General features: G+C 69.3%; 15 protein-coding genes. 3 read left to right on the forward strand and 12 right to left on the reverse strand.

Annotated features, from left to right (window positions below; genetic code table 11):
- Nucleotides 1-27 precede the first annotated feature (27 nt).
- The 5 genes from J7E94_RS13920 to J7E94_RS13940 all read right to left on the reverse strand — a co-directional run bounded on the left by J7E94_RS13920 (nucleotide 28) and on the right by J7E94_RS13940 (nucleotide 8331).
- Nucleotides 28-2487 (reverse strand): FAD-dependent oxidoreductase, encoded by a 2460-nt coding sequence (locus tag J7E94_RS13920; RefSeq protein ID WP_215015421.1) that lies wholly within the window; start codon nucleotides 2485-2487, stop codon nucleotides 28-30.
- A gap of 209 nt (nucleotides 2488-2696) precedes the next feature.
- Nucleotides 2697-3695, reverse strand: a complete 999-nt coding sequence (locus tag J7E94_RS13925) for an ABC transporter substrate-binding protein (RefSeq protein WP_374224438.1) — start codon at nucleotides 3693-3695, stop codon at nucleotides 2697-2699.
- Between the two features lie 24 nt (nucleotides 3696-3719).
- Entirely contained in the window at nucleotides 3720-5705 is a 1986-nt protein-coding gene (locus J7E94_RS13930; protein WP_215015423.1) for a proline/glycine betaine ABC transporter permease, read from the reverse strand.
- Complete coding sequence (locus tag J7E94_RS13935; RefSeq protein ID WP_215015425.1) at nucleotides 5705-6808, reverse strand: glycine betaine/L-proline ABC transporter ATP-binding protein; 1104 nt, start codon at nucleotides 6806-6808, stop codon at nucleotides 5705-5707. The genes J7E94_RS13930 and J7E94_RS13935 overlap by 1 nt, the downstream gene beginning before the upstream one ends.
- A gap of 53 nt (nucleotides 6809-6861) precedes the next feature.
- On the reverse strand, nucleotides 6862-8331 hold the full coding sequence (locus J7E94_RS13940) for an aldehyde dehydrogenase family protein (RefSeq protein ID WP_215015427.1): 1470 nt from the start codon (nucleotides 8329-8331) through the stop codon (nucleotides 6862-6864).
- Between the two features lie 234 nt (nucleotides 8332-8565).
- Here J7E94_RS13940 and purU point away from each other — a divergent pair, with 234 nt between their 5' ends.
- On the forward strand, nucleotides 8566-9438 hold the full coding sequence (purU, locus tag J7E94_RS13945) for a formyltetrahydrofolate deformylase (RefSeq protein ID WP_215015428.1): 873 nt from the start codon (nucleotides 8566-8568) through the stop codon (nucleotides 9436-9438).
- A gap of 97 nt (nucleotides 9439-9535) precedes the next feature.
- On the opposite strand, the gene J7E94_RS13950 is transcribed toward purU, so the two are convergent.
- Both J7E94_RS13950 and betA read right to left on the reverse strand, forming a co-directional pair.
- Nucleotides 9536-10417: a methylenetetrahydrofolate reductase gene (locus J7E94_RS13950; RefSeq protein ID WP_215015430.1), complete on the reverse strand. Its 882-nt coding sequence runs from the start codon at nucleotides 10415-10417 to the stop codon at nucleotides 9536-9538.
- Between the two features lie 12 nt (nucleotides 10418-10429).
- Complete coding sequence (gene betA, locus J7E94_RS13955; protein WP_215015445.1) at nucleotides 10430-12091, reverse strand: choline dehydrogenase; 1662 nt, start codon at nucleotides 12089-12091, stop codon at nucleotides 10430-10432.
- Nucleotides 12092-12232: 141 nt separating this feature from the next.
- Between betA and J7E94_RS13960 the strand changes: the two genes are divergently transcribed.
- Complete coding sequence (locus J7E94_RS13960) at nucleotides 12233-13030, forward strand: IclR family transcriptional regulator (RefSeq protein WP_215015432.1); 798 nt, start codon at nucleotides 12233-12235, stop codon at nucleotides 13028-13030.
- Here the strand turns inward: J7E94_RS13960 and J7E94_RS13965 are convergent.
- The 3 genes from J7E94_RS13965 to J7E94_RS13975 form a co-directional block, all read right to left on the reverse strand.
- On the reverse strand, nucleotides 13018-14157 hold the full coding sequence (locus J7E94_RS13965; RefSeq protein WP_215015434.1) for an aromatic ring-hydroxylating dioxygenase subunit alpha: 1140 nt from the start codon (nucleotides 14155-14157) through the stop codon (nucleotides 13018-13020). The genes J7E94_RS13960 and J7E94_RS13965 overlap by 13 nt on opposite strands.
- 146 nt (nucleotides 14158-14303) lie before the next feature.
- The gene (locus J7E94_RS13970; protein WP_215015436.1) at nucleotides 14304-15488 is read right to left on the reverse strand and encodes an FAD-dependent oxidoreductase; all 1185 of its coding nucleotides are present in this window, start codon (nucleotides 15486-15488) and stop codon (nucleotides 14304-14306) included.
- Nucleotides 15485-15847 (reverse strand): bifunctional 3-phenylpropionate/cinnamic acid dioxygenase ferredoxin subunit, encoded by a 363-nt coding sequence (locus J7E94_RS13975; RefSeq protein ID WP_215015438.1) that lies wholly within the window; start codon nucleotides 15845-15847, stop codon nucleotides 15485-15487. Before J7E94_RS13975 ends, J7E94_RS13970 begins: the two co-directional genes overlap by 4 nt.
- 283 nt (nucleotides 15848-16130) lie before the next feature.
- Between J7E94_RS13975 and J7E94_RS13980 the strand changes: the two genes are divergently transcribed.
- A complete protein-coding gene (locus J7E94_RS13980; RefSeq protein ID WP_215015440.1) occupies nucleotides 16131-17249 on the forward strand; it encodes a haloacid dehalogenase-like hydrolase in 1119 nt (372 codons plus the stop codon).
- Between the two features lie 33 nt (nucleotides 17250-17282).
- Here J7E94_RS13980 and J7E94_RS13985 read toward each other — a convergent pair whose 3' ends face one another.
- Nucleotides 17283-17918, reverse strand: coding sequence for an MBL fold metallo-hydrolase (locus tag J7E94_RS13985; protein WP_215015441.1), 636 nt, complete (start codon nucleotides 17916-17918; stop codon nucleotides 17283-17285).
- A partial coding sequence (locus J7E94_RS13990; protein WP_215015442.1) for an S-(hydroxymethyl)mycothiol dehydrogenase occupies nucleotides 17918-18868 on the reverse strand: 951 nt, incomplete at its 5' end. The genes J7E94_RS13990 and J7E94_RS13985, both read right to left, overlap by 1 nt.

Genomic DNA, 18868 nt, shown 5'->3' on the forward strand with positions numbered 1-18868 from the left:
GAGTGCGGGTGCGGCCCGGTGGCCGGGTCAGCCGCGCAGGCGCGACATCGACGGGTCGAACAGCGGCTCCTCGGCGACGACCGCCGGAACGCGCTGGTCGAAGTAGCCGATCCGCAGGGCCCGGCCGGCCGTGGCGAGTTCCGCGGGCAGCCAGGCGTAGGCGATGCCCTTGCCGATCGTGTAGCCGTACGCCGCGCTGGTGACGTAACCGACCGGACGGCCGTCGTCGTACACGGGTTCCTTGCCCATGACCACGGCGCGCGGGTCGTCGATGGTCAGACAGGTGAGGCGGCGGCGTACGTCGGCCGCGCGCCGCTCCAGTGCGGCCCGGCCGATGAAGTCGCCCTTGTCCATCCTCACGGCGAAGCCGAGACCGGCCTCGTACGGATCGTGTTCGTACGTCATGTCGGTGCCGAAGGACCGGTAGCCCTTCTCCAGTCGCAGACTGTTGAAGGCGCCCCGGCCGGCGGCGATGCCCCCGTACGGCTGGGCCGCCTCCCAGAGGGTGTCCCACAGCTTCAACCCCATGTCGGCGGTCGTGTACAGCTCCCAGCCGAGCTCGCCGACGTAGCTGAGGCGCATGGCGGTGACGGGAACGGCGCCGATGTGGGCGCGCTTGGCCCGGAAGTAGCGCAGGCCGTTGTTGGAGAAGTCCGAGTCGGCCAGCGGCTGGAGCACCTCGCGCGCCTTCGGTCCCCACAGGCCGATGCAGCAGGTGCCCGCGGTGATGTCCCGTACGACGACAGACCCGTCGTCGGGGAGATGGCGGGTGAACCAGTCGAGGTCCAGGTTGCCGTTGGCGCCGACCTGGAAGAGGTCCCGGCCGAGCCGCGCCACCGTGATGTCGCTGCGGATGCCGCCGTCCTCGTCCAGCATCAGCGTGTACGTCACCGAGCCGACGGACTTGTCGACGTTGGCGGTGGTCAGTCGCTGGAGGAACGCGGTGGCTCCGCGGCCGGCGACCTCCAGCCGCTTCAGGGCCGTCATGTCGTACATCGCGACGCTGTCGCGGGTGGCGAGGGCCTCGGCGCCGACGATCGGTGACCACAGCTGTGCGGCCCAGTCGTTGGGGGTGGGGATGGGCCACCGGGCGAGGAGGGGCTCGTTGGCGGAGTACCACTGGGGCCGCTCCCAGCCGGACGCCTCCAGGAAGAAGGCGTTCAGCTCCCGCTCGCGGACGTGGAACGGGCTGGTGCGCAGCGGCCTCGGGGCTCCCGGCGGCTGGAGCGGGTGGATGATGTCGTAGACCTCGGCGAAGTTCTGGCAGTCGCGTGCGAGAACGTAGTCGGGGGCGAGCTGGTGCGGCTCGAAGCGGTTGACGTCGCACTCGTGCAGGTCGAAGGAGGAGCAGTGGCCGTCGACGAGCCATTCGGCCATGGCGCGGCCGACGCCCGCGGAGTGGGTGACCCAGACCGCCTCGGCGACCCAGAAGCCCTTGACGTCGGGTGATTCGCCGAGCAGGGGCATTCCGTCGGTGGTGAAAGAGAAGAGCCCGTTGATGCCCTCCTCGACCTTGGCGTCCCGGGTGGCGGGCAGCAGGGACTGGGTCTCGGTCCAGGCGTCGGCGAAGTCGTCCTCCGTGAACCGCAGTACGGAGGGCATCGGTTCGGCGGAGCCGTCCGCGGAGTCCACCGAGGCGATGTCGTCGGCCGAGACCGGCATGGGCCGGTGGCCGTAGTAGCCGATGCCGATCCGGTCGAAGCGGTCGCGGTAGTACAGGTCGGCGTCCTGGTGCCGCAGGATCGGGCGGACCGCTTCCTCGGCCTGTCCGGCGAGCGCCGGGACCGGGCCGGTCCAGGCCAGCTGGTGGGCCAGCGGGGTCAGCGGAAGGTTCATCCCGACCATGCGGGCGATCTTGGGGCCCCAGATGCCGGCGCAGCACACGACGACGTCTGCGGGGATCTCGCCCTGGTCGGTGACGACGGCGGTGACCCGCTCACCGTGCTCGCCGTCCGTGTGGATGTCCAGGACTTCGTGGCGGGGGAGGAAGCGTACGCCCCGGGCCGTGGCGGCCCGGATCTGCGCCTCGACGGCGAGCACCGCCCTGGCCAGTCCGTCGGTGGGGACAAGGAGGCCGCCGAGCACACGCTCGCGGTTCACCAGGGGGTGCAGATCCACGCACTCCTCCGGGCCCACGAGCCGGCCCTCGATCCCCCAGGAGGTCAGCCAGCCCTGCCGGCGCCGCAGCTCGGTCAGTCGCTCCGGGGTGGTGGCCACTTCGAGCCCGCCGACCTGCAGGAAGCAGGGCTGCCCGTCGACATCGAGGGCGCAGAGCTTCTCGACGGTGTAGCGGGCCAGTTCGGTCATGGTCTTCGAAGGGTTCGTCTGGAACACGAGGCCGGGGGCGTGGGACGACGATCCGCCGGTGGCAGGAAGCGGCCCCTGGTCGACGACTGTCACCTCGGTCCAGCCCCGGGAGGAGAGTTCGTCAGCCAGCGCCGCTCCCACGACGCCCGCTCCGATGATGACCACGCGCGGTCCCGCCATCGCCGCCCCTCCGATTCAAAAGAAGTCGAGTTGCCGTCAGCGCAACGTGCTTCAGGTTGCGCAACTCACAGTGCCGGTCGCCCCGTGCGGTGTCAAGGGGTGCGAATTCACTGAACGGCCGCCCGCACAAAGAGGCGGAAACAGCCGTGCCCGGCGGGCTGTCTCCACAGCCCGCCGGGCACGGCACGTTGCTTTCCGTCTCTCCTGACTCAGCCCTTTCCGAGCCAGACGTCGACCTTCTTCCGGTTGTCCTCGACCCACTTCTGCGCGGCCTTCTCCGGCGACATCTTGTCCTGCGCGATGTATTTCGCCACGGTGTCCTGATCCTCGTTCGACCAGGTGAAGTTCTTGACGAGCTGATAGGCGGGACTTCCGGAGTCGGCGAACTTCTTACTGACGATCTTGTCCAGTACGTAGGCGGGATAGTCGCAGGCGGTCTTCTCCGGGTCGGCGTCACAGTCCGCCTGGTACGCCGGCAGGCCCACCTTCACGAGCTTCAGCTCCGAGAAGAGCCACTGCGGTTCGTAGAAGTACCCGATGACAGGCGTCTTCTGGGCCTCTGCCTGGCGGAACGCCTGGATGAGAGCGGCCTCGCTGCCCGCGTACACCACCTTGTAATCGAGGTTCAGGTTCTTCACCAGAGCGCCGTCGTTGGTGACGAACGACGGATCCCCGTCCAGCAGCTGGCCCTTGCTGCCGGACTCGGACGTCCTGAACATCTCGGCGTACTTGTTCAGGTTCTTCCAATCGGTGATGTCCGGGTACTTCTCCGCCATCCACGGCGGTACGTACCAGCCGATGACGCCTTTGTTTCCTGTCTCACCGGCGGGGACTGCCGTCTTCTGCTGCTCGATGTATTTCTTCTTCAGATCCGGGTGGCCCCAGTTCTCGACGACCGCGTCCACCTCACCCGTGCCGAATCCCTGCCAGGCAACCTCTTCCTTGAGGTCCTTCTTCGTCACCTTGCACCCGAGGTCCTTTTCCGCGACATACGCGATGACCGCCGCATTGGCCTCGTAACCGACCCACGGGTTGACGGCGAGATTGAAAGTGCCGCATTTCCCGGCGCTGCCGCCGCCCGATCCGGCGCTCGCCTCTCCGACCTTCGCACCCCCGCAGCCGCTGAGCGCGAGGGTCAGTGCCGCCAGGCCGGCCAGACCGGCGCGGCGCCGCATCCGCGTCGCCCGTGTGATGACATTTCTTTCCATGGGTGTCCTGCCCCTTCTTCTGCCTCAGCTCCCGCTGGGCACTCCGGTGGCCCGGTGGGCTGCCGCTTGGGTGATCCGGTCGAACATGACTCCGAGCAGCACGATGGCCAGGCCCGCCGCCAGGCCCTTGCCGTACAACTGGCCCTGGGAGAACCCCGCCACGACGTCATAGCCGAGGGCGCCGGCGCCCACCAGACCACCCACCACGACCATCGACAGCACGTAGATCAGTCCCTGGTTCGTCGCGAGAGCCAGGGCGCCGCGCGCCATCGGAAGCTGCACCTTCGTGATGATCTGCCAGGTGCTGGAGCCGGCCGAGGTCGCCGCCTCCACCGTGGTCTGCGGCACCGCCCGTACCCCGTCCGCGATGATCTTCATCGTCACCGGAGCCGCGTAGACGATCGCGGCGACGATCGCGGTGAACCGGCTCGCGCCGAACAGCGCGAGGAACGGCACCAGATAGACGAACGCCGGCATGGTCTGCCCGGCGTCGAGTACAGGACGGATCAACCGGTCGGCCAGGGCGCTGCGCCCCATCCACACCCCCACCACGACACCGAGGGCCATCACGATGACCGTGGCCACCACGCTGGAGGCCAGCGTCGTCATGCTGTCCCGCCACAGGCCCGTACCGACGATCAGCGCCGCGCACACCGCCGCGGTGGCCGCCGCACGCCATCCGCCGAACAGCCCGCCGAGGGCCACCACCACCGCGCCGACGAGCCACCAGGGGGAGCCGGTCAGCAGCGCCTCGAAGGGGTTGAGCAGCAGCGTGGTGATCACTTCGCGCAGCCCGTTGGTCACCCCGGCGAAGGTGCCCTGCGCCCACGCGGTCGTGGAGTCCGCCGTACGGGCGATCGCGCTGCCCACCCCGGCGTCACCCGGGAATTCCGCCGCCCACACAAAGGTGTGGGACAGCCATACGCAGACGGCGGTGAGCGCGCCTCCGGCGATGAGCAGCGGACGGCGCCACCGCGCCGAGCGGCCGTCGCCCTGCCTGGCTGTCTCGGCCCTGACGCTCGCCGCGGTGGTGACGCGGTCGAGCACGATGGCCATCACGACGATGGCGAGACCGGCGTTGAACGCCACGCCCACGTCGAGTGTTTCCAGGGCCTTGATGACGGTCTTGCCCAGGCCGGGCGCGTCGATGAGCGCGGCGATGGTGACCATGGACAGCGCGGCCATGATGGTCTGGTTCACGCCCAGCACGATCGTGCGCTTCGACATCGGCAGCAGCACTTTGGTCAGCGTCTGGCGCCGGGTCGAGCCCAGCGACTCGGCCGCCTCGACCGTGGTCCGGGGCACCGAGCGGATCGCGTGGGCGGTGATACGCACCGCCGGCGGCGTCGCGAAGATCAGTGTGGCGATCGTGGCGGACGCCGGGCCGATGAGGAAGAACAGCGTCAGCGGGGCCAGGTAGACGAACGTAGGCATCGTCTGCATGAAGTCGAGCGCGGGTGTGACCAGGCGGTTCACCCGGTCGGACAGCCCGGCCCAGACCCCGAGCGGAATACCGGCGAGCAGCGAGACGAAGACGGCCGCCACGGTGAGGGCGAGCGTGTCCATGCTCTCCTGCCACAGTCCCTGCAGACCGAAGAGGACGAATCCGGCGACGGCCAGGGCCGCCACCCGCACATTCCCGAACGCCCACGAGACATAGCCGACGAGGGCGACGACGCCCAGCCAGCCGACCACGGGAACCGGGCGGCCGAACGACGGCTGCGAGAACAGCGCCTGGATGAAGGTGACCAGGTTGTCGATGACCAGACGGATCTCGTTGAAGAAGTAGAGGAAGACCGGGTTGCTGTTGCGGTGGGCGCCGACGGCGTCGTTGATCTCGTTGAACTCGCGGTGGAGCGGAGTCAGTTCCGCCGTGCCGAGCGGAAGCGTATGGGTGCCGCGCAGAACCAGCCACAGGGCCAGCCAGCCCATGACGATCGCGGCCACGACCAGTCGGCGGCCGCCCCGTACCGGCGACAGTCGCGCGGTCGCCTCTGCCAGGACGGCCATCAGGCGCCGTCCTCCGCACCGGCACCGGCTCCGTCTCCCCCGGCGACGACCGCGAGGATCTCCTCGTCGCCGACGATGCCGAGGAGGCGCCCGTCCTCGACGACCTTCACGGGCTTGTCTGCGGCGAGCACGGCGCGCGTCGCCTCACGGACGACGACGTCCGGGCTGAGCTCCGGTCCGTCAAGGGCGTCGTCCGGGCGGGCCGGGCGCATGATCCAGCGCAGCGTGAGCACATGGGAGCGGGGCACGTCCGCCACGAAGTCCCTGACGTAGTCGTCGGCGGGCGCGCCGACCAGCTCGTCGCCCGTGCCGCACTGGACCGTCTTGCCGTCGCGCATGATGAGGATGCGGTCGCCGAGCTTCAGCGCCTCGGACAGATCGTGCGTGATGAACACCATCGTCTTGCCGACCTCGCGGTGCAGGCGGATGACCTCGTTCTGCATGTCCCGGCGGATCAGCGGGTCGAGCGCGGAGAACGGCTCGTCGAAGAGGAGGACATCAGGGTCGCCCGCGAGGGCGCGGGCGAGCCCGACCCGCTGCTGCATACCGCCGGAGAGCTGGTCGGGGTAGGAGTGCTCGTACCCGGTGAGGCCGACCAGTTCGATGACCTCCATGGCGCGCCGGGTGCGCTCGGCCCGGCTCATGCCGCGGATCTCCAGGCCGTACGCGACGTTGTCCACGACCCGGCGGTGCGGCAGCAGCCCGAAGTGCTGGAAGACCATGGAGAACTTGCGCCGCCGCAGCTCACGCAGTCGCTTGTCGTCCGCGCGGCGGATGTCCTCGCCCTCGAAGACGATCTCACCGGCGGTGGGTTCTATCAGCCGGGTCAGACATCGCACGAGTGTCGACTTGCCCGAGCCGGACAGGCCCATGACGACGAAGACCTCTCCGGGCGACACATCGAAACTCACATCCCGAACGGCCGCGGTACAGCCCGTCTGCCGCATGAGCTCCTGTCGGGAAAGACCGCAGAGCTCGGACGAGTCCGGCACCTGCGCGGCCCTGGGCCCGAAGACCTTCCACAGACCGCGGACGGAGATGACCGGAGTCCTGTCGTCGGACACGCCGCGCTGCGGCGGCAGTTCTGTCTCTGTTGCGGTCACTGTCGACCTCTCTTCGGATGGCACGGCCGCGCTCGACGTCGGTGGCACAGAGCTCAGCCGCGGAACCAGTTCTGCGGCCGGGGTTGGATGTTCTGCCAGATGTGCTTGGGTTCGCGGTACTCGTCCAGGCCGGTCGGCCCCAGCTCGCGGCCGACTCCCGAGTGCCCGAAGCCGCCCCACTCCGCCTGCGGTACGTACGGGTGGTAGTCGTTGATCCATACGGTGCCGTGCCGCAGCCGCCGGGCGACCCGCTGCGCCCTGCCCGCGTCCTGCGTCCAGACGGCGCCCGCGAGTCCGTACTCGGTGTCGTTGGCGATCCGTACGGCGTCGTCCTCGTCCGAGAACCGCTCGACGGTGAGCACCGGGCCGAAGGACTCCTCCCGTACGACGTGCATGTCCTGGCGGCACTCGTCGAGCACGGTCGGCAGGTAGTAGAACCCGTCGGCCAGTGCGGGGTCATCGGGGCGCCGGCCCCCGCAGCGCAGTACGGCGCCCTGCGCCAGGCCCGACGCGACGTACTCCTCCACCTTCGTCCGGTGCTCTGCGGAGATCAGCGGGCCCGTCTCGGCGTCGGGGTCGAACGGGCCACCCGGCCTGATGCTCCGGGCGCGGCGTACCACCTCGTCGACGAAGGCGTCGTGCAGGGAGTCCTCGACGATCAGGCGGGCACCGGCCGAGCAGACCTGGCCGGAGTGGAGGAAGACGGCCGTGAGGGCGAAGTCGACGGCGGCCTCGAAATCGGCGTCGGCGAAGACGACGTTGGGGTTCTTGCCGCCCAGTTCCAGGGCGACCTTCTTCACGGTGGCGGCGGCCGTGGCCATGATCCGCTTTCCCGTCTCCAGACCACCGGTGAACGAGACCATGTCGACGCCCGGGTGCTCCGCGAGGGGCGCGCCCGCCTCGGCTCCCGCTCCCAGGACGAGGTTCGCGACACCGGCGGGAAGCCCGGCCTCCTCCAGCGCGCGCATCAGCAGGATGGAGGTCGAGGGGGTCAGCTCGCTGGGTTTCAGGACCAGCGTGTTGCCGGCGGCGAGGGCGGGTGCGACCTTCCACGCCGCCTGCAGCAGGGGGTAGTTCCACGGGGTGATGAGCCCGCACACACCGACCGGCTCGTAGACGACCCGGCTGATGGCGTCCTCGCGGCCGGTGTCGACCACGCGGCCCGCGCTCGTGCCCGCGACCCCGCCGAAGTACCGGAAGCAGGCCACGATGTCCGCGATGTCGTACTCGCTCTCCACCAGACGCTTGCCGGTGTCGAGGGATTCGGCGCGGGCGAACTCCTTGGCGTCGCGCTCCATGACGTCGGCGGTGCGCAGCAGCAGCGCGCCACGCTCCCGCTCGGGCGTCCGCGGCCACGGCCCTTCGTCGAAGGCGTGCCGCGCCGCGGCGATCGCGGCTTCGGTGTCGGGTCGCGTCGCTTCGGACACGGTCCGGACATGAGTGCCGTCGGCGGGACAGTGAATGTCCCGGTGGCCGCCCGCCATCGCTTCGCGCCACTTGCCGTCGAGGTACAGATCTGCCACGCGCGGAGCCCTTCATACGGGTGACACCGGTATATGCGTTGCGTATCGCGCATCGAATTGCTCGTAATGGAACGACACAATCGCCCACGAGGTGCCGTTCGTCAAGGGGGGCGGAGGTGCGGATTTGCCGCCTCCGCCAGTTGCCCGCGGCCCCTTGACCCGCCGCGCCACCGAGCTGGACCATGTTGCGCATCACTCACCCTGTTGTGCATTACGCATCAACGGAGGATGCAAATGTCTCCTCGACCGCAACCTGGCCGCGAATTCGTCCTGACACTCTCGTGTCCCGACCGGGCCGGCCTGGTCCATGCCGTGAGCGGCTTCCTCGTCCGGCACTCCGGCAACATCCTGGAGAGCCAGCAGTTCGACGACCGCCTGCAGGACCGCTTCTTCATGCGGGTGCACTTCGAGGTCTCGGATGCGAACACCGCCCTGGAGGAGTTGCGCGGCGGTTTCGGTCCCGTGGCCGAGGCGTACCGGATCTCCTGGCAGCTCCAGGACGCGTCGACTCCGACCCGTACGCTGATCATGGTGTCGAAGTTCGCTCACTGCCTCAACGACCTGCTCTTCCGCCGGAGCACCGGCGCGCTCCACATCGACATCCCGGCGATCGTCTCCAATCACCGCGACGTCGAGCCGCTGGCGCAGACCTACGGGATCCCCTTCCACCACATCCCCGTGACACCGCAGACGAAAGCGGAGGCCGAATCCCGTCTGCTGCGGCTCGTCGACGAACTCGACGTCGGTCTCGTCGTACTTGCCCGCTATATGCAGGTCCTCTCGGACGACCTCTGCAAGCAGCTCGACGGCCGTGCCATCAACATCCACCACTCGTTCCTGCCGAGCTTCAAGGGCGCCCGGCCTTACGTCCAGGCGCACCGGCGCGGCGTCAAGCTCGTCGGGGCCACGGCGCACTATGTGACCTCCGACCTGGACGAGGGCCCGATCATCGAGCAGGACGTCGTACGCGTGGACCATTCGCGCAATCCCGACGAGCTGGTCACCGTCGGCCGGGATGTCGAGGCCCAGGTGCTCGCCCGCGCCGTGGAGTGGCACAGCGAGAACCGGGTCATGGTCAACGGCCATCGCACGGTGGTCTTCCGCTGACGTACCTGACGTACGGCTCGCCCGGCTGCCCGCCCCAGGAGTGGGGCGGGCAGCCGGGCTGTGCGCTGGTAGGGCTCGGCGCCGGCGGGCGCGCCGGTCAGCCGCCGAGGCGGTCCAGCATCGCGCGGCGCCAGCGCTCCGTCTCCGCGATCTGGTTGAACGTGAACAGGTGCAGACCGGCCACGCCCGCCTCCGGCGAGCCCAGCGCGGGGGCCGTTCGGCGGATCAGTCTCTCCGGGGAGTAGCCGCCCGGCGCCGCGAAACGCACGAACCAGGCGGCGTGCCGGGTCAGGAACTTCGCCGACTCCCCCACGCCGATCTTCGTCGCCACGGAGAGCAGCTTCGCGCGCTGCACGGGCCCGGCAACACCGAGGTGTACCGGCAGCGTGACGCCGCGACGACGCACCCTCCCGAGCCAGTCCCGCAGGGTCCCCGGGTCGAAGCAGAGATTGCTGACGATGTAGGTCGCGTGCGCCTGCTTGTCCCACATCGACTGCACGGTGACATCGTCGTCGATACGGGGATGGCTCTCCGGATAACCGGTGATGCCGACGTGCGCGAACGGGCTGCCCAGCTCGCCGAGCCGGCGCAGCACGGGCAGCGCCGCGTCGTACACCCCGGCCGGCGGGTCCGCGTCGCCCGCCGGCACGAAGACGTCCTCGATACCGGCGGCGACGAGGCGGTCGACGACGTCCGCGAGGTGGCTGTGGTCGACGATCTGCCGGGCCGGGACGTGCGGCACGACCCGGTAGCCGTGGCCCGCCAGCCGGGTCGCCAGGTCCAGCGTCGGGCCGAGGCCCTTGGCCGGTGAGGCGGTGACCGTGACGGGGATGTCGGTGGGGACGCAGCCGAGGACCTTGTCCTCGGTGGTCTTCGTCGGCAGGACCTCGTAGCGCACCCTGCGCAGGAGCTCCGGCAGGCCCCCGGCGAGGGAGGCCTGCGCGGAGCACCCGGGATACGGCGTAGGCCGTGTGGGCATGGCCGCTCCTTCTCAGGCGGGAGTGGGCCGGTGCCGGTAGAACTCGGCCTTGGACGGCGGCAGCGGCTCATTGCCCAGGATGAGGTCGGCGGCCTTCTCGGCGACCATCATCACCGGTGCGTAGATATTGCCGTTGGTGACGTACGGCATCACCGACGCGTCCACGACGCGCAGCCCCTCCAGGCCGTGCACGCGCATGCTCGCCGGGTCGGTCACCGCCATGTCGTCGGTGCCCATCTTCAAAGTGCACGACGGATGCAGGGCGGTCTCGCCCTCCTTCGCCACCCAGGCGAGGATCTCCTCGTCGGTCTCGACGGCCGGTCCGGGCGAGATCTCGCCGTCGTTGTACGCGGCCATCGCCGGCTGGCCCAGGATCTGGCGGGCGGTGCGGATCGCCTCGACCCACTCGCGGCGGTCCTGCTCGGTGGAGAGATAGTTGAACCGCAACGCCGGGTGTTCGCGCGGATCCTTGCTCTTGATCTTCACCGAGCCGATGGCGTCGGAGTACATCGGCCCGACGTGTACCTGGTAGCCGTGACCGCCGGACGGCGCGGAGCCGTCGTAGCGGACCGCGATGGGCAGGAAGTGGAACATTAGGTTGGGGTACTCGACGTCCTCGTTGCTGCGCGCGAAACCGCCGGCCTCGAAGTGGTTGGTCGCCCCGGGGCCCTTGCGGAAGAGCCATTGGAGGCCGATCCACGGCCGGTGCCGCCACTTCAGATACGGCTGCATCGAGACGGGCTGCCTGCAGGCGTACTGGACGTACACCTCCAGGTGGTCCTGGAGGTTCTCCCCCACGCCCGGCAGGTCGTGGACGACGTCGATGTCGAGTGCGCGCAGCTCGTCGGCGTTGCCCACGCCGGACAGCTGAAGCAGCTGCGGAGAGTTGATCGCGCCGCCGGACAGGATCACCTCGCCGGCGCGCACCTGCTGGGGCGCGCCGCGGCCGCGGCGGTACTCGACGCCGACGGCGCGCTTGCCCTCGAAGAGGATCCGGGTCACGAAGGCCCGGGTCCGCACCGTCAGGTGGGGCCGCTTCATGACCGGGTGGAGGTAGGCCCGCGCGGCGGACAGCCGCCGTCCGCGGTGGACATTGCGGTCGAAGGGCGCGAAGCCCTCCTGCCGGTAGCCGTTGACATCATCGGTCAGTGGATAGCCGGCCTGCTGCACCGCTTCCAGGAAGGCGGGGAACAGCGGACTGGATGCCGGGCCACGCTCCAGGACGAGCGGTCCCGAGCGGCCGCGGAACTCGTCCTCGGGGTCCGAGGCGAGGCAGTTCTCCATCCGGTTGAAGTACGGCAGGCAGTGCGCGTAGTCCCAGGTCTCCATGCCGGGGTCGGCGCCCCAGCGCTCGTAGTCCAGGGGGTTGCCGCGCTGGAAGATCATTCCGTTGATGCTGCTCGACCCGCCGAGCACCTTGCCCCGGGCGTGGTAGATGCGCCGCCCGTTCATGTGCGGCTCGGGCTCGGACTCGTACTTCCAGTCGTAGAAGCGGCTGCCGATGGGGAAGGGCAGCGCCGCGGGCATATGGATGAAGACGTCCCACGGGTAGTCGGGCCGGCCGGCTTCGAGAACCAGGACGCGGTTGCCCGGGTCCTTGGAGAGCCGGTTCGCCAGTGCGCTGCCGGCTGAACCGCCGCCGACGATGACGAAGTCGTACTGCTGGGGCACCATTGCTGCCTCGTCTCGGTCGCGCCGTCGATACGCGCGCATGCTAATACGAGTACCGCTATACGCACTAGGTTGCGAGCCGCGCAACCTTCTTTCCTCGTACCGTCCAGTCACTTCGTTGGTGACAGCGCGTATAGTTTCGCCATGAGCAACTACACGGCAGCTACCGAATCCGCAGGCGCCCCGGCGGGCGGAGTGCAGTCCGTCGACCGCGCCGTCAGCGTCCTGGAGATCCTCGCCCAGCGCGGCGAGGCGGGTGTCAGTGAAGTCGCGGCGGAGATCGATGTCCATAAGTCGACCGCGTTCCGCCTGCTCGGGGCGCTGGAGGCACGCGGTCTCGTCGAGCAGGCCGCCGAGCGGGGCAAGTACCGCCTCGGCTTCGGGATCGTGCGTCTGGCCGGTGCGGTCACGGGGCGTATCGACATCACCCAGCAGGGCCGCCCGGTCTGCGAGCGGCTCGCCGAGGAGATCGGCGAGACGGTCAACATCGCGGTCCTGGAGGAGCACTACGCGATCAACCTCCACCAGGTGCGCGGCCCGGGTGCGGTCACGGCGCACAACTGGGTCGGGCAGCTGACGCCGCTGCACGCCACGTCCAGCGGCAAGGTCCTGCTGGCCCACCTCCCGGCGAAGCGGCGCGGGGAGCTGCTGGCCGAGTTCGGCCTGAAGAAGCTCACGCCGAGCACGCTCACCACCAGGACGAAGCTGGAGAAGAACCTCAGTGACGTCCTTGAGCGCGGATACGCCATGACGTTCGAGGAGTACGAGATCGGGCTCCATGCCATGGCCGCCCCGGTCCGCGACCGGGACGGCGAGGTCATCGCCGCGATCAGCGCATCGGGGCCGAGTTACCGCTTCACCGAGGAGCGCATGCACGAGCTCGCGCCGCTGCTGGTCCAGGGCGCGCAGGAAATCAGCCACCGCATGGGCTACCTCGGCTGACGTTCCGGGCACTCCAGCCGGGCCTGCACCCAGTCGTGGAACGCGCCGATGTGATGCTCGCTGGGTACGAGGACTCCCCCCTTGGCGTACAGGCGGGAGCTCATCGCGGGCTGGCAGCGCTCGCAGGCTTCGAAGTCCTGCCTGTTGACCCGGTCGAAGAGTTCGACGGAACGGCTGACGTCCTTGCCGCTCTCCACCACGCCCTTGAGGTACAGCCAGTCGCACTCGACGATCGTTCGGTCGGCGGCGACCGGGTACATCCGGTGGAAGATCACATGGTCCGGCACCAGGTTGATGAAGACCTGCGGCTTGATGGTGATCGCGTAGTACTTGCGGTCCTGGTCCTCGGAGACCGTGGGGATGCGGTCGAGGCCCTCGGAGCCGTCGACGGTGAACCCCTTGATGTCGCCACCGAACTCGGCGCCGTGTCCGACGTAGTACTGCGCCGCGTAGCCGTCGGCGAACTCAGGGAGCACCTCGGTGAGTTCGGGGTGGATGGTGGCGCAGTGGTAGCACTCCATGAAGTTCTCGATGATGAGCTTCCAGTTCGCCTTGACGTCGTAGACGATCCGCTTTCCGACCTCCAGGTCGGCGATGTTGTAGCGCTCGATCGCCTCCACATCGCCGAGCCGCTCGACGACGGCGCCGATCACCTCCTCCTCGAAGGAGGGCGGACTGTCCGCGAGGCATACCCAGACATAGCCGAGCCACTCGCGCACGGCCACGTCCACAAGGCCGTACTCGGTCCGGCCGACGTCCGGCATCTTGGTGAGATTGGGGGCGGCGACGAGCTTGCCCTGAAGATCGTATGTCCAGGCGTGGTACGGGCACTGGAACGCCCGCTTGACCTCGCCGGACTCCTCCGTGCACAGCTTCGCGCCCCGGTGCCGGCACACATTGAAGAAGGCGCGGATGGAGTTGTCGCGCGAACGGGTCACCAGGATGCTCTCGCTTCCCACGTCCACCGTCTTGAAAGCCCCCGGCCTGGCCAGCTCGGAGGAGCGCGCCACGCAGAACCACATCGACTCGAAGATGTGTTCCTGCTCCAGGCGGAAGATGTCCGGGTCGGTGTAGGAAGCGCCGGGAAGGGTGGCGATCAGGCTCTCCGGCAGGCTGGTCGTTGTCACGTGCACTCCTCGCGGGAAACGTCGTGGATCAGGTCGTCACACCCCGGTTGAAGAGCAGTCCCGGACGGTGTTGTACGAGAGCGGTGCTGTACGGAATCGGTGTGGAAGGCGACTGGGCAGGCCCGGGCACAGGCGTGCCCGGCGGGTCAGCCGGCCGTACGGGCCGTGACGGTGGACAGCTCACGCCGCCACCGGGCGAACAACCGCGGCTGGTTCAGCCCGAGCACCGCGACCGGACGGCCCGCGCTCCGGTAGACCGCGAGGAAGCTGCGGTCGGCCGCCGCGCCCTCCTCGACCGTGACGCTGTCGGATTCCGAGGCGTGCCCGGCGAACTGGATCCGGACGCCGTACTGGTCCGACCAGAAGTAGGGCGGGCGGAGCGGCTCGGGCAGGGCCGTACCTCCGGAGAGCAGGGCGGCCACGGCCGCCGCCGGCCGTTCCCGCGCGCCGGTCCAGTGCTCGACCCGACGGTGCCCCCCGACAGCGGGGTCGTACCAGGCCGCGCAGTCGCCGACCGCGACGATGCCCGGGATGCCGGTGCCGCCTGCGGCGTCGCACCGTACGCCGTTCTCCAGCGTCACTCCGGCCCCCTCCAGCCAGTCGGTGCACGGGCGCGCGCCCACCCCGACGACCACGGTGTCGGCCAGGACACGGCGGCCGTCCTCCAGCAGGACGGCGTCCACCCGCCCTTCTCCGGTGAGAGCCCGGACGCCGACTCCGCACAGCAGCCGGACGCCGTGGTCACCATGGAGCTCGGAGACGATGCCTCCCATCTCCGTTCCGAGCGGACCGGCCAGCGGTGTCGGGGCCGCCTCCACGACCGTGACGTCGAGGCCGAGCCCGTACGCGGTGGAGGCGACTTCGGCTCCGATGAATCCGCCGCCGATGACGACCAGCCGGCCACCGCGCGCGAGATCCGCCCGCAGCGCGCGGGCATCGTCGAGCGTACGCAGCACATGCACACCGGCGAGGCCGTCGCTCCCGGGCAGGGTCCGGGCGGCCGCTCCGGTGGCGATCACGATCCCGTCCGCCCGGACCGACCTGCCGTCGGCGAGCCGTACGAGGCGGTCGCCCCGCGACCCGCTGTCGAGCCCGATGGCTCGCGCGCCGAGCTCCCACTCCGCCGCGAGATCCTCGCCGTCCGCCTCCAGTGCGAGGACGCCCTCGTCGATGTCTCCGGCGAGAAACTCCTTCGACAACGGCGGCCTGTCGTACGGGCGGTGGCGCTCATCGCCGATGAGGACGAGCCGTCCCTCGTACCCCTGCTTGCGCAGCGAGCGAGCGGCCGACAGCCCGGCGAGCGACGCACCGACGACGGCCACGGTCTTCACGCGGGGCCTCCCGCCAGGCGTGCGGACGCGCAGGGCGGGAGGTTCGGTGGCACCTCGGACAGCAGGACGTAGATCATGCCGTCCTCGACGAGGACCTGGTGGGTGCGCACGGGGAGCTTGGCCGGGGGCGCGTCGACGCTGCCGGTACGCAGGTCGAACTTCGAGGCGTGCAGGGGGCATTCGATCTCACACCCCTCCAGCCAGCCGTCGGACAGCGACGCGTCCTGGTGGGTGCAGGTGTCGTCGATGGCATAGACCTCGCCATCCTCGGTGTGGAACACCGCGACAGGGGGATCGGACTCGAGCCGGTAGGCCTCGCCTCGCGGGAGATCGGCGAGACGGCACGCGGGAATCATCATGACACCTCGGTGCGTATAGCGAAACGGATTGCGTTGAACGCAACGCCAGTTTGAGGGCCCCCCTATGCCTTGTCAAGGCGCCGTTCGCGACAGCCGAAGGGATCCTCTCGTTGCGCGCTACGCACGCTTTCGCATATGGCGGAACGACTGCCGCAGCGGACGCCATACCGTCCTCATGAGGCCGCGTGTCACATGTCTTGACAGGGATCGCCGGCCGCGAGTTCCCTTCGTTGCGCATAAGACAAGGCATTGCGCGATAAGGAACCCGACGAGAGGGGTCACCATGCCCGTTGCCCGGCACCGCCTGCTCAGCGTCGTCACCGCGGTCACCGCGCTCGCCACGGTGGCGGCCGGCCCCGTCCTGGCTCAGGCCTCGGACGACCCGGCCCCCGCCGGCCGGAACAGCCGCAAGGCCGAGCTGAAGTCCTGGCCGGATGGACAGGGGCGTCGGCTGGAGAAACTCATCGCGGATTCCGCCGGGCGCGGCGCCTACGCGGTGTTCGACGCCGACAACACGATCTGGCGCTACGACCTGGAGGAGTCCCTGCTCCCGTATCTGGAGATGAAGGGCGTGCTGAGCCGGGACTCGCTCGACCCGTCGCTGAAACTCATCCCCTTCCGGGACGGCGAGAGCCTCTACTCGTACTATGTGCGGCTCTGCGAGATCGACGACAAGGTCTGCTACCCGTGGATCGCGCAGGTGTTCTCAGGGCTCAGCCTGGAGCAGCTCAAGGCCCGCGTCGACGAACTCTTCGTCTACGGCAAGCCCATCCCGGTGACGTACTACGACGGCGATGCCGCCGTACACAGCACGGTCAACCCTCCGCGTATCTATCCCGCCCAGCGCGAACTCCTGGGCGAGCTCCGGAAGCACGGGATCACTCCCTACGTGATGACCGCCGCACACGAGGAGCTGGTGCGCATGGTCGTGTCCGACCCCGCGTACGGCCTCGGTATCGAGCCGAAGAACGTCATCGGCGTCACCACGCTCCTCCGCGACCCGGGGACCGGTGAACTGACCACCGCACGCAAGCAGATAGAGAAGGGGCACTTCCTCGACGCGGAGTACCCGGCGAGCAAGCACAACAGCATGGTCATAACGCCGTATCTGTGGACCCCGGGCACGTGGTACGTGGGCAAGCTCGCCGGCATCAAGGAGTACATCGACCCCTACGAGCGTCCGATGCTCGTCGCCGGTGACGCCCCCTCCGACTGGTTCATGCTCTTCGACACCGATGTGCGGGCCGGGGGCCTTCGGCTGTGGGTCAACCGCAAGCAGAAGTACACGGACGCGCTGGAGGTCGAGAAGGCCAAACGTGCGGATGAGCAGAAGGCAGCCGGCGTCCCTGTCGACGCCGACCGCAACTGGGTGGCCGTCAAGCCCGCGGAGATCGGAGGCTGAAGGCCGCTTGACTCCGGCCGGGCCTGTCCGCGGTCACCAACCGCGGGCAGCCCATTCTTCGAGGTGTGGCGCTTCGGCGGCGATGGTGGTCGTGTCCCCGTGGCCCGGGTACACGGCCGTCTCGCCCGGGAGGGTCAGCAGCCGGTCGCCGATCGATCCGATGATCGCGCCGAAGTCGCTGTACGACCGTCCGGTCGCGCCGGGTCCGCCCGCGAAGAGCGTGTCCCCGCTGAAGAGGGCGCCCAGGCCGGGCGCGTACAGGCACACCGCCCCCGGCGCGTGGCCGGGCGTATGGAGCACGCGCAGAAACGTCCCCGCCACCTCGATCCGCTCTCCGTCCGCCACCGCACGGTCGGGCCGGCGGTTCGGGTGCGTCATCTTCCACAGCACCTGGTCGTCGGGGTGAAGGAGGATGGGCGCGCCCGTCCGGTCCGCGACCTCGGGCGCCGCGTTCACATGGTCGTCGTGCGCATGGGTGCAGACGACGGCGGACAGGCGGCGGTCGCCGACGGCGGCCACAATCGCCTCGGCGTCGTGCGCGGCGTCGATGACCACGACCTCGTCGTCGTCACCGATGAGCCAGACGTTGTTGTCGACCTCCCAGGTCCCGCCGTCGAGGCTGAACGTCCCGCTGGTGACGAGGTGTTCGATGCGCGGCTCCCCCGCCATCAGAACACCACCACCGAGCGCAGCACATCGCCGTGGTGCATCTTCTCGAAGGCCTTCTCGACCTCGCCGAGTCCGATCGTCTCGGAGACGAACGCGTCGAGGTCGAAGCGCCCCTGCAGATACAGGTCGATGAGCATCGGGAAGTCGCGCGAGGGAAGGCAGTCGCCGTACCAGCTGGACTTCAATGAGCCGCCGCGCCCGAAGATGTCGAGCAGGGGCAGCTCCAGCTTCATCTCGGGAGTGGGTACGCCGACCAGCACGACGGTGCCCGCCAGGTCGCGGGCGTAGAACGCCTGCTTGTACGTCTCCGGGCGGCCGACGGCCTCGACGACCACATCCGCGCCGAATCCTCCGGTCAGCTCGCGTACGGCCTCGACCACATCCGTCTTCGTGCCGTCGACGGTGTGGGTGGCGCCCATGCTCCTGGCCCGTTCCAGCTTGCGCGGGTCGACGTCGACGGCGATGACGCTGGTCGCCCCGGCGAGCTTCGCTCCGGCGACGGCGGCCATCCCGACGCCGCCGCACCCGATGACGGCGACGGAGTCGCCCCGGCCGATGGCGCCGGTGTTCACGGCGGCGCCGAAGCCCGCCATGACACCGCAGCCGAGCAGTCCGGCGGCGGCGGCCGGAGCGGCGGGGTCTACCTTGGTGCACTGCCCGGCGGCGACCAGCGTCTTCTCCGCGAAGGCGCCGATGCCGAGCGCGGGGGCGAGGGGCGTGCCGTCGAGCAGCGTCATCGGCTGGGTCGCGTTGTGCGTGGAGAAGCAGTACCACGGCTTGCCCTTGCGGCAGGCACGGCAGTGGCCGCAGACCGCGCGCCAGTTCAGGATCACGAAGTCACCGGGCTCGACCTCGGTGACACCCGCACCGACGGCCTCGACACGACCTGCCGCCTCGTGCCCGAGGAGGAAGGGGAAGTCGTCGTTGATGCCGCCCTCGCGGTAGTGCAG

The sequence above is a fragment of the Streptomyces sp. ISL-94 genome (assembly GCF_018614075.1).
Lineage (GTDB): Bacteria > Actinomycetota > Actinomycetes > Streptomycetales > Streptomycetaceae > Streptomyces.